Raw genomic sequence first — 12,382 nt, forward strand, 5'->3', positions numbered from 1 at the left:
TTCAGACATTCCCGAAGAAGTCGATATAGCAATTATTTTTCCTAATGATGAAGTACAAGAAAATTTTTGGAAGAAATTGCCTGAAGAAATCAAAATTTTAAAAAATAAGGATATCGCTGTCGCAAGAACGTTGTTTGTAGATGCTTTAATTAAAGATGATTTTTTTCTAAAGGAAAATAGTCATCCTTTATCTCCATTTGAAAAAAATAATTTAGGCTATATGAAAAGGGCAAATGATTTGTATAGTAATTATTTATTTTACTCAGGAATAACTGGTGTTGTAATAGATGTAGATCACTCTCTAGATAGCAATGAAATCAAAGTTGCATCAGGTGTTTGGCATGCTCTTTATAAAAAAATGAAATTAGAAAGAGGGGATAGCACGTTCATGATTTACGATCATGATATCTTATTAAATTTTTCTGAATTATTTTCACTCGTATCATGTGAAACTGAGTATGTTTTTGTAGACTGTTATGGAAAGAATATTGAAGAGGTCACTAATCTCTGGAATAGATACAAAAATTATATTAGTCCAAGTAAGTTTGTTGTAGGGTTTTCTTTTTATGAAGAGTATGGAGAGCGTTGGAGAGATACGACTGATGATTTAAATGATAGCAGAATTGAAAAGTTAGTTAACTGGCAACCTAACGAAGGCAATAAAGGAGGGGTTTTCGCTTATGCAGCAGACAGAGATGGGGTGTCTGAAGGAGAAGATAAAATAATTTTTACAAATTTTAATAATTTGAAGGAAATAAAATCAATGCTATCAAAAAGTGAAGGAAGAATAAATAATGAAAATTAAGAAAATTAATTTAGTATTATGTTGTCTGTTTTCATTAATATTAGTTAGTGGATGTAAATCAAAAAAAGCTGAGACAAATACTAAGACAGTTAAAATTTCTTGGCGTGCAACAAGAGAAGGTGATTCTATGAGATCTCTTCTAAATCAAAGATGGATCTCTAATTTTGAAAAAAAACATCCTAAAATAAAAATTAAATTAGAACCTATATACGCAAGTGAAAGTGATTATTATTCAAAACTACAATTATCAATGAGCTCAGGAAAATCAACTCCAGACATTGTAAATGAGGATTCATTTATTTTGTCTTCTGATGCTCGTGCTGGATATTTACTATCTTTAGATAATTACTTAAAAAAATGGAAAGATTGGGACGAATATTATCCTTCTTTAAAAATAGGTGGACAAGGTGCAGATGGTAAACAATATGGAATTCCGGGAACAACAGATTCAAGAGGAATTTGGACAAACACTAAAGTTTTGGAAGAAGCAGGAATTCCAGCAGATTGGTCACCACACTCATGGAAAGATATTTTAGATGCTGCTAATAAAATAAAAAAAAGTTTAAAAGACGATACTATCCCATTTGCGATGGCAGTATCAACGACAAATGGGGAAAGTGTTTCTATGCAGACGTTCGAAATGCTTCTATATGGTACTGGAGAAGAACTGTATAATGCCCAAAAGGACAAATGGATTGTTGGTTCGAAAGGTATTCTTGATTCATTTAAATTTATAAATGATATTTATAATATTTATAAAGTGGGACCAAGTCTATCAGTAGCAATGAATAGTAACTATGGATCTGTTATATTTAATGATTTAATAACAAAAAATAAAGTAGGGATGGCATTAGATGGCAATTGGGATTCAGGAAATTGGGGTCCAGATGGAATATCTCCAGTCAAAAATTATGAAAAGGTTATTAAATTTAATCTTATGCCTACTGAATATGGGAAAAAACCTGGTTTTGTAACAATGTCTGGGGGATGGACTTGGTCCATACCTAAAAAATCAAAAAATCATAAAGCGGCATTTGAAGTGTTAAAAGCAATGAACAGCAATGAAACAACAATTAATCGCACAAAAATTGAAGGAACATTAGCGGTTAGGAAAGATGTATCTAAAAATAGTCAATACACTAATAAACCATATATAGAGCAATCAACAAAAGCACTTGAAAACGCATATTTCAGGCCAAAAAGTGATGAATATCCTAAAGTATCTGTTGTAATTCAACAACTTGTTGAATCCGTAGCTTCTGGTGCAATTAGTCCAGAAAAAGCTGCTAATCAATATTCTGAAAAAATAGAAAAAATAGTTGGTAATGATCACGTCATAAATATAAGTGAGGAGAAAAAATAAAATGTCTTTAGATTTTGTAAATAAAGCGATAAAAAAAAGAAATTATTTAGTTTCTATCATGTTATTGTCTCCTACGCTAATTTTATTAGCACTATTCTTTATAATACCAATGATTTTGACAATAGTTTTTTCTTTTACAAATTTATCGCTTACCGGTGAGGCTGCAGCACACTTCCACTTTAGCGGGCTACAGAATTTTGTAAACATGCTTTCAGATCAAAATTTTTATCATTCCGTTCTTCTAACTGTACTTTTTGTTCTTCTATCTGCAGTATTCGGACAATGTTTGCTAGGATTTTTAATTGCTTTTATGATGAAGGGCAAAAATAAAAACTTTCGAAGAGTTATTGGATTAATTATTATATCTGCATGGGTAATTCCTGAAGTTGTAGTTGCTTTTTGTTGGGTTTCTATGTTAAGTGATCAAGGTACATTCAATCAGTTTATAACATTTGCATTTAACATAAAACCTGTTGCGTGGCTTTTTGAATTTCCAATGGTCGCTGTTATTATAGCAAATGTTTGGAGAGGTACTGCATTTTCAATGATGGTATTTCAAGCTGCTTTAGATGATATTCCTGAAGAAATAGAAGAAGCAGCAATTATAGATGGTGCTACAAGAAGCCAAGTATTATTTAGAATTACTATTCCTTTAATGAAAGGGACTATAGCGACTAATATCATGTTAGTCACTTTACAAACTATTGGAGTATTTTCTTTAATATATACTATGACTGGCGGAGGACCATCAAATGCAACGGCGACTTTGCCAGTGTTCATGTATCAAGAAGCGTTTGTAAATTACCAACTTGGTTATGGTACTACAATCTCTTTAGCTATTTTAATTATCGGAGCACTCTCAAGTATTATTTATATAAAAGTATTAAAAGTCGAAATTTAGAGGAGAGAAAAATGTTGAAAAAACGTAATAAGATTCAACTAGTTCATTATATATTATTATCTATAATAGGTATACTTTTTATAACTCCTTTGATATGGATGGTGTTTTCTTCTGTTGATATACATGCAACACAATCAATACATGTACCTAGAAAAATCTCTTTAAGTAATTTTAAAACAATTATTTTTGATAAAGAGATTAGACATTCTTTTTGGATTGGGCTAACTTTATCGACTGTACAGTCTTTAATTGTTGTTTTCATTAGTATGTTAGCTGCATATCCGCTTTCTAGATATCATCTTCCAGGAAAAAAACAATTTTTGTTAGGTATTTTATTTCTCACGTCATTACCAATTACAGCTGCGATTATTCCAGTATTTCAAGTTTTTTTGTTTTTTAAAATTCAAAATTCTTTGATTTCTACTACTATATTTATGATATCAGTAAGTTTGCCATATTCAATTTGGATGATGAAAAATTTTATGGATTCAGTTCCTGTTTCTCTAGAAGAATCAGCATGGGTTGATGGAGCATCAATAATGACTGGTATTAGAAGAATAATTGTTCCATTGATGTTACCAGGGCTATGTACAATAGGTATTTTTACATTTACGGGAAGTTGGGGTAATTTTTTTGTACCTTTTATTTTAATAAGTACACCAGAAAAGTTACCAGCTTCTGTTACAATTTTCCAATTTTTTGGAAGTAACGGATTAGTTAACTATGGACAATTAGCAGCTTTTTCAATTTTGTATACAATTCCTGTTATATTTTTATATATTGTAGCTCAGAGATTTATGTCTAATGGATTTTCTTTAGGGGGAGCAAATAAATAGATATTGTGTATTCAAAAAATGTATTTTATGTGTTCAAATTTTCTTAATTTATGGAGGTTTACTAATTGAAGTACTTAAGGGGACTAATAATTATAATTATAGTGAGTTTTATTGTTATAGGATTTAAAAATCCTGTAACGGTATATGCAGAGAGTAAGGAAAACTATATTGGATATTTTAGAGCGTGGCGAGACAAAACTTCAAATCCTAGTATAAATAAAAATAAGATTAGTGAATTGCCAAAAGAAGTCGATATTGCAGTTGTTTTTCCGAATGGAGAGGAAAGTGCTAATTTTTGGAATGATCTACCAAAACAGATAGAAATTCTCCATAAGAATGAAACTAAAGTAATTAGAAATTTCCCTATACGAGCATTATATTCGCAATACTTTAAGGATCCTATTGAAGCAAAACATCTGCATCCATTTGATAATAATACTTCTGGATATGAAAAGCGCGCTAAAGAGATTTGTAATTATTATTTAGACTTAGAATCATACGACGGATTAGTTGTTAATGCAGAAGAATCACTTAGTGGAGAAATGTTACAGAGGGCAGCTGGAGTAATTAATGAACTATCTAAAGCGATAGGTAAAAAATCAAATACAGGAAAAATGTTCGTATATGATACTAATTTACCGGGTACGGATTCTCTTTTTTACCAAACACACAAAGTATACAATTACGTATTCTCTGATGCGTATGGGAGGTCTTTATCTAGTCTGGACTCTGAGTGGGAAACTTTTAGAGAGTTAATTGAACCCGAACAATTTGTTATAGGTTTTTCATTTTATGAAGAGTATGGAACGGCATGGAAAGATACTGAGGAACCGTTCAATACCAGTCGTGCCTATCAATTTGCAAAATGGGAACCCAAAAATGTAGGTGGTAAACACAAAGGTGGTATTTTTGGTTATGCTGTAGACAGGGATGGTGTTATAACTGGAGATGATAAAATAAAATGTACTGATTTTTCATGGTCAATACGTCTATCAAATGAAATAAAAAAATAAATATTTATCGAAAAATTAATATAAAGCAAATATATATTGTGGATAAATTTCTAAAATTACACTAAAAATTAAAAATATCTTTTCTAAATATTGTTTAATTTTGTAACAAACAATAGATTACTTAAGCAATCTAATAGCTCATGATTTAAAATTATCTTTATTTAAATCATGAGGCTATTTAGATTATTTTATTATAAAATAATGGTGTCTTAGGAATAAAGTTGAAGTCAAAAAAAGTTTGTCAATTATTTTTTTCTGGCTTATTTAAAAAAATTTTCTAGATAGGACTAGATACTGATATATTTAAAATTAGTTAATAAATAGATAATGGTCAGCAACTAAACATCTCATTTTATATAAATAATTTGAAAATAAAAATATATAATGAGAACATAAATTTTTGAAAAAATTTTGCAAATTAATATAGGCACAATTTGTGGATAACTAATTAGTTTTATTTTATTATACACTAGCTATGAAGAGGTTTAGTATCTTGAACAAAAATTTAAGAATGTATACAAAGATGCTGCTGGTAAAGTAAAATTGTTAATAAACATTATACTAGTATTTGTAATACTGCTTGTTATTCAATTATAATTATAATAATTTTTCATAATTTGTAGTAACTAAGGTGTATAAGAAAAAACTTTTTAATCACATCTTTATTAAAGATCTGTAAAGAAGAATGGAATATATAGAAGGTTTAAATAATTAATTACAAAAAAATTATATCTGTGCAAGAAAAAAATTAAAAATTACTAAATATTAATTTTTTTAACATATTTTTTGAATGTAAACTTGGTATTAAATTTTTGTAAGCATGTTAATTACTTGCAGAGCATACAGAAAATTATTTAATCGATATCAAAATAATATGTGTAAATTGGTTTTCTACGTTTTTTTATTATATATAATAAAAAATATTGAAAACGAATACATTTTGTGTTTTAATAAACTTGAATCGATTCAAGTTTATTGGTTAGGGAATATTAAATACAGAAAGCAGGGGTCTTTATGACGTTTACAGATAAGATAAGTACATTATTAATGCCTTTTTCTTCAAAAATGGCTAATCAAAGACATCTTGTAGCTATTCGTGATAGTTTTATTGACATAACACCTATTATTATGGCTAACTCTCTGTTTATTTTATTGAATGCTCTTATATTTAGTAATATAAAGCAGCTTAGTTCATTATCTGCTTTAGCATCAATGGTTAATAACGGAACAATGGGGATTATGACTATTTATTTAACCTTTCTAATTGGTTATCGCCTAGCTAATTTTTATATAACAGCTGGAGATATTGACTCTAAATACTTTAATCCTATACATGCAGGGATTTTGAGTTTAGCTTTAACACTGATCATGTTTCCTTTGATTAATCCCGTAACTTTGGAAGGCTCCCAAAAGGTTGTAAATGTTACAGGAGTGTATCTTCAAACATTAACTTCATCTGGAGGAATGTTTGTTGGTATTATTGCGGGGCTATTGGGTACAGAACTTTTATTACGTTTATCTAAAAATAAAAAATTACGAATATCAATGCCAGATGGTGTACCACCAGCAGTTTCTGATTCGTTTAATTCGCTGATTCCAGAATGTTTAGTGATTATTATATTTGCCGTGATTACTTTTACTTTTGTGGAGACTACGGGTATGACAATTCCATCATTAATCGAAAAATTAATTTCTGCACCTTTGCAATATGCCATGGAATCACCGTTAGGGCTCTTTGTGGTTCAGTTATTAACTCAGGTGTTATGGTTTTTTGGACTACATGGTCAAAATATTGTATCTTCAGTTACTTCGCCTTCCATGTTGACAGCCATTCAACAAAATATGGATGCTTTTTCTGCAGGGCATACAGTTCCTAATATTGTTACAAATCCTTGGATTGGTATGTATACATTATTAGGAGGAACTGGTGCAATCTTACCTTTACTTATCGCTATATTCATTGGATCTAAAAGAAAAGATTATCGTGAAATTGGTAAATTAGGGCTTTTACCAAGTATTTTTAATATTTCTGAACCAATCATGTTTGGTATTCCCATTGTTATGAATCCTTTTTTTGTTATCCCATTTATTACTATCCCATTAATTAATTTAGCAATAGCTTACCCTTTAACCGTATGGGGGATTGTCGCAAAAAGTGTTGTTATCCCTCCTTGGATTTTGCCGCCTATTTTAACTGCTTGGGTGACAACAGCTGGAGATATTCCAGCGACATTGTTATCTGCAGCACTATTTATTTTAGACATATTTTTATATTTACCATTTGTAATTGCTAGTAATAAGGAAATTACAAACATAGAAAAATAATAGAGTAAGGAGTCATTTTAATGGTAACGATTCAAGAAGTTGCAAAAGAAGCAGGCGTTTCTGTAGGTAGTGTTTCTCGATATTTAAATGGTCACACTTTGCGGGAAAATAATGTTAAAAAAATCAAAGAAGCAATAGAAAAACTCAATTATAAAGAAAATTTTTTTGCCAAAGGATTAAAAAGTAGTCAATCAAGATCTGTAGGTTTGCTTTTAGATAATATGCAGAGTAATTTTAGTGCTACGTTAGTTGCGCATATTTACGATATTTTAGAACAACACGGATATACTATTCAATTAGTTAGTTATAGAAATGATCCATCAAAAATAGTAGAAAAAATTGACTATTTACAATCCCGTTTTGTTGACGGGATTGTAATGGTGGGTATAGAACAGTCATGGGAAGAAATAGAAAGTATAAGAATACTTTCTATTCCAGTTATTTCTGTTCTTACTATTTTAGATTTACCTAAAGTTGACTCTGTTATTGTAAATGATCGGATAAGCACAAATACGGTCATTAACAAAATGCTTGATTTAAATTATGAAAAAATTGGTATTATTACAGCCCCGCAGAATGATTATGTTGCTAGAGAACGCTTATTAGGTGTCTTTGATGCATTTGAGGAACATGCAAAATCTCTTCCTGAAGATTTGATATTCTATGGAGATTACTCAAAAGAGAGTGGTACTACAGGCATGCAATATTTATTGGAAAAAGAGGTCACTGCTGTATTTGTTTGTAACTATAATATGTCACTCGGTGCATTAAAAGTACTTAATAATCAAAATGTAGAGATAGGCAAAAATATTTTTTATGCAAGCTATGATTATTTTGATACAATTGAAATTTTTGCCCCTGATTTGACTGTAGTCAAACAAAAAGTTGAAGAAATAGGAATAGTAGTTGCTAATCGTATTTTAGAAAGAATTAGAAACAACAATGTTCTTACAAAGAAAAAAATTATTATAGAAAATGATATAGTATGGAGTAGTTCAATTGGAAAAACTACCGAAAATCATGAGGTGATAGAGTGAGTAAGATAAGACTAGATATAGAAGAAAATAAAGCGACCGATCAAGAAGCGTATCCCACGTTATCACTCCCCTTACAGAAAAAAATTGAATGGTTTAAAGATCAAAAAATAGGAATTATTTTCCATTGGGGATTATATTCTTTGGCTGGTATTGTAGAATCTTGGCAATTGTCAAAAGAGGATAATTGGGCAAGAAAGAAGCCTTGGCGTAAAGATTTAGAAACGTTAAGAAAGGATTATTGGCAATTAAATCATTCTTTTAATCCTGTAAAATTCGATCCGAATGATTGGGCAAAAAAAGTGAAAAATGCTGGTTTTAAATATATGTTGTTTACTACAAAACATCATGATGGTTTCAACATGTATGATACGCACTTTACCACTTATAAAATAACAAATTCAGATTGTCCGTATGCTCAAAATTCAAATGCTGATATTTTCGGCTCATTAGTCAAAGCATTTAATGAAGAGGGAATATCTACGGGTGCTTATTACTCTAAGGCAGATTGGCACAGTCCTTTATATTGGGTTCCAGGAGAAGCTCCAATAGGACGATATGCGAGTTATAATCCTTTAGAAAATCCAATGATGTGGACTAAATATAATCAATTTGTAGAAAATCAATTGTTAGAACTAAATAAAAATTATGGAGATTTAGATATTTTATGGCTTGATGGAGGTTGGGTAAATGCTAAAAATCATGAATTTTTAAATATGCATGATATAGTTTCAAAATTAAGAAAAATAAATCCTGAATTATTAGTAGTTGATCGTACAATTGGAGGAGAGTTTGAAAATTATGTAACACCTGAAAGAAAGATACCTGAGAAAATTCCAATGAAAGCGTGGGAAAGTAATATCCCATTAGCTAAAAATTGGGGATACGTTCCAGATGATCAATATAAATCTTTTGAAGAGGTATTGAAAACAATTATTCAGATAGTTTCTTTAGGCGGAAATGTGATTTTAGGTGTTGGTCCTAAACCAGACGGTACCTTACCTTTAGAAGCACAGGAAATTATGATTAAATTAGGTAAGTGGTTAGATATTTACGGAGAAGGAATTTATCAAACAAGACCTTATAGAGTCAACTCTATCAATAATCAATGGTATTTAACTAAAAAAGATAATAAAATATTTGCTTTTTTGCTTCCGTTAGTCAACGTACAATCAAAATATATATTAGATCTTAATGATTTGAATAGTAAAGCAAGTATTATAAGTTGTATCGATATTAAAACAGGTAAAGAGATAGATTTGAAGGACAATAAACTTACTATAGAATCTAAAGAAATTAGAGGGGTAAAGCTTATCTTAGGAAGTGAGGAAAAAAATAATGAATAAATTCCCTCCAAATTTTTTATGGGGAGCAGCTATGTCTGCTCCACAAACTGAAGGACAAAGTTTGAATTTTAGTAAAACAGCTACCACCTGGGATTACTGGTTTAATATAGCTCCTGGTAAATTTCACGAAATGCACGGTCCTGAGATTACCTCTGACGTCTATAATCATTATTTAAAAGATTGTCAAAGAATGGAGGATATTGGTTTTAATTCTTTGAGGACTTCTATTTCTTGGGCACGTCTGCTTCCTGATGGAAAAACAATCAATCAAGAAGCTGTAGATTTTTACCGTGATTACTTTTCAGCGATGCTAAGTCATGGAGTAGAACCAATAATTAACCTTTTTCATTTTGATATGCCTATGTGGTTGATGGAAACAGGGGGATGGGAGAATCGATTATCTATTGATTCTTTTTCTTATTATGCTCAAACAGCATTTGAATTATTTGGCGACCTTGTTCAAAAATGGACGACGTTTAATGAGCCGATTGTCCATGTAGAGTGTGGTTATTTGTATCAATATCATTACCCAGCAATCGTTGACTTTAAAAGGGCAGTGCAGGTGGCATATCATACGTTGCTCGCACATAAAAAAGCGGTGGAGGTTTTTAAGGATTTGAAAATTTCTGGAGAAATCGGAATTATATTAAACATTTCTCCCACTTATACTAAGAGCGAAGAAAAGGAAGATTTGCTCGCAGGCTACCATTCTGATTTATTGAATAATCGAAGTTTTCTTGATCCTGCAGTATTAGGTACAATTCCTGACGACTTAGTTGTATTATTATCTGACAATGGTTTGTTGCCAGAGGTAAAAATAGGAGATAACAAGTTGATCAAAAATAATTTAGTGGATTTTATTGGACTAAATTATTATCAACCAAGAAGAGTTCAAGCGCCTAGTAACAAAAATGAACCAGCAAAACTTCCGTCTGATTTTTATAGTAATTATGATTGGCCAAATAAGAAAATAAATCCTCACAGGGGATGGGAAGTTTATCCGAAAGCCCTCTATGATGTAGCGATGATGATGAAAGAAAAGTACAATAACATTCCTTGGTATGTGAGTGAAAATGGAATGGGTGTAGCTAATGAAGAACAGTTTATGAATTCTTCAGGAGAAATAGAAGATGATTATAGAATCGATTTTATGAAGGAACATTTATACTACCTGCACAAGGGGATTCTTGAAGGTAGTAATTGCTTTGGTTACCACGCTTGGACATTTTTAGATTGTTGGTCATGGTTAAATGGATATAAAAACCGCTATGGTTTTTATCGAGTTGACTTAGAAACTATGGAACGAACGATGAAAAAGAGTGGTAAATGGATGAAGTGGATCAGTAAAAATAACGGTTTTTAGTTCGAAGTAAGGAAATTTTCAATAATTAATAAAATATATGTTTATCAAATAAACTAAGCCTACTGCATTGATATAGTGGTAGTCTTAGTTTGTTTAGTTAATAATTCGGGTCTATTCACAAAAATATTTTCCTACCTTTAGGCAGAAATTCACTATGAGTTTTGTGAAAGAAACCTCACATACTACTGTTATAAGAGTAGAGCGTTTATATGAAAAAACTGTAGTTAGGATTTTTGTTTTTATACAATATCTAGATAGAGTATTTGTTTAAAATATGCCATGTATTCTTATATTAAAGTTATAAAATTGAGAATAAAGAGTTTAAATAATTGAGTAATAATTTGATAGTGATCTTAATAGTTATTTTGTTTTTAGGAATTCTTGTGAAATGCTTTCAATATAGGAAAAGAAACAGAAAAAATTTGTCGGAATTATTTTTAAAAGTACTTAAAAAGAAAATTTAGTGAGTGAAATTATTATTTAGAATTTATAAAATGTATAGTAAGAAAGCTGTTTTAAAAAATACAGAATATAATTTTGATAAATTAAGAAAAATGGTTAAGCATAGACAAACATCTAGGTGTATTCTAATTTGATACTTGACCTTTTTGGATAAACTTATTTTTGTATATTGAAAATCCCTCTTCACAGGTTGTTATAGATATGAAGCAGGAAACAACCATTAAATTTCCAGCTCATGTTCTTTGACAACTAAATAAAAATCTATCAGTACCTTCCATTTACGAGGAGCATGTTTTAGCTACGCCAAGACAAAGAAAAAAATTCTTCGAGCGAATAATTTCTAAAGCAACTTAACTGTCAATTAAGGCCAAGATTCGTAAATGAACTAATGATACTTCCGTGAGGCTCGCCATAACGAGGGGAGAGGTGAAATTCCTATGATGCTTTTGACAAAAGCAGCTGATAGATTTAAAGAGATATTTATCATATAGAAAGAAAAATAAACAATTTAAACTGAATGGATGAAAGAAGTGAAAAAATTGGAACAAGTGATAGAATATAGTGCTCAAATACTCTTACCGAAAAATTTCATTCTAATTCAAAGAGAGGAGTACGATCATTTAATAAGAGCGGGTTTTAAAGGAAACTGTATTTCTGTAGAAGCGTTTAGGAAAAAACATACTTGTTTAAGTCGACCAATGTTTAATGAACGAATTCTTTTAAATCCGAGATTTAAAAAAATCTTAGATATAAGAGAAAATCCCAATGGTTGTGTCTCGTATCCAAAAGGTGGTAGTGCTGGCAAATATTATATATTAGAAAGTAAGATGTTAATGTTTATTGAAGAGTATTTTTCCGAGATTTTTACCAGTTTTCAGATAGATGCGGTATAATTATTTTGACCATAGCTATTTAAAAGCCCTTTTTAAAAGAG

At 30.3% G+C, this 12,382-nt stretch carries 10 protein-coding genes; all 10 read left to right on the plus strand.

From position 1 onward, the window contains the following. Positions 1-805, plus strand: an 805-nt coding sequence (locus IGI63_RS00005) for an EndoS/ChiA family endoglycosidase (RefSeq protein ID WP_429975099.1), incomplete at its 5' end; no start/stop codon positions are given. Next, complete coding sequence (locus IGI63_RS00010; RefSeq protein WP_002408074.1) at positions 795-2,168, plus strand: ABC transporter substrate-binding protein; 1,374 nt, start codon at positions 795-797, stop codon at positions 2,166-2,168. The genes IGI63_RS00005 and IGI63_RS00010, both read left to right, overlap by 11 nt. 1 nt (position 2,169) lies before the next feature. Continuing rightward, positions 2,170-3,069: a carbohydrate ABC transporter permease gene (locus IGI63_RS00015; RefSeq protein WP_025188387.1), complete on the plus strand. Its 900-nt coding sequence runs from the start codon at positions 2,170-2,172 to the stop codon at positions 3,067-3,069. Between the two features lie 11 nt (positions 3,070-3,080). Further along, complete coding sequence (locus IGI63_RS00020) at positions 3,081-3,905, plus strand: carbohydrate ABC transporter permease (protein WP_002408076.1); 825 nt, start codon at positions 3,081-3,083, stop codon at positions 3,903-3,905. Positions 3,906-3,970: 65 nt separating this feature from the next. Continuing rightward, positions 3,971-4,918 carry an EndoS/ChiA family endoglycosidase gene (locus IGI63_RS00025; RefSeq protein WP_025188388.1) on the plus strand — a complete coding sequence of 316 codons (948 nt, stop codon included), beginning with the start codon at positions 3,971-3,973 and terminating at the stop codon, positions 4,916-4,918. Between the two features lie 1,014 nt (positions 4,919-5,932). Further along, the gene (locus IGI63_RS00030) at positions 5,933-7,243 is read left to right on the plus strand and encodes a PTS sugar transporter subunit IIC (RefSeq protein ID WP_002408078.1); all 1,311 of its coding nucleotides are present in this window, start codon (positions 5,933-5,935) and stop codon (positions 7,241-7,243) included. Positions 7,244-7,263: 20 nt separating this feature from the next. Continuing rightward, positions 7,264-8,280 (plus strand): LacI family DNA-binding transcriptional regulator, encoded by a 1,017-nt coding sequence (locus tag IGI63_RS00035; RefSeq protein ID WP_002408079.1) that lies wholly within the window; start codon positions 7,264-7,266, stop codon positions 8,278-8,280. After that, entirely contained in the window at positions 8,277-9,623 is a 1,347-nt protein-coding gene (locus IGI63_RS00040; RefSeq protein WP_429975100.1) for an alpha-L-fucosidase, read from the plus strand. Before IGI63_RS00035 ends, IGI63_RS00040 begins: the two co-directional genes overlap by 4 nt. Beyond that, entirely contained in the window at positions 9,616-10,986 is a 1,371-nt protein-coding gene (locus IGI63_RS00045; protein WP_429975101.1) for a glycoside hydrolase family 1 protein, read from the plus strand. The genes IGI63_RS00040 and IGI63_RS00045 overlap by 8 nt, the downstream gene beginning before the upstream one ends. Before the next feature lie 983 nt (positions 10,987-11,969). Further along, complete coding sequence (locus tag IGI63_RS00050; RefSeq protein WP_002408082.1) at positions 11,970-12,341, plus strand: DUF771 domain-containing protein; 372 nt, start codon at positions 11,970-11,972, stop codon at positions 12,339-12,341. The last annotated feature ends 41 nt before the right edge of the window (positions 12,342-12,382 follow it).

It is taken from the genome of Enterococcus sp. DIV0086, assembly GCF_050498705.1.
GTDB lineage: Bacteria > Bacillota > Bacilli > Lactobacillales > Enterococcaceae > Enterococcus > Enterococcus faecalis.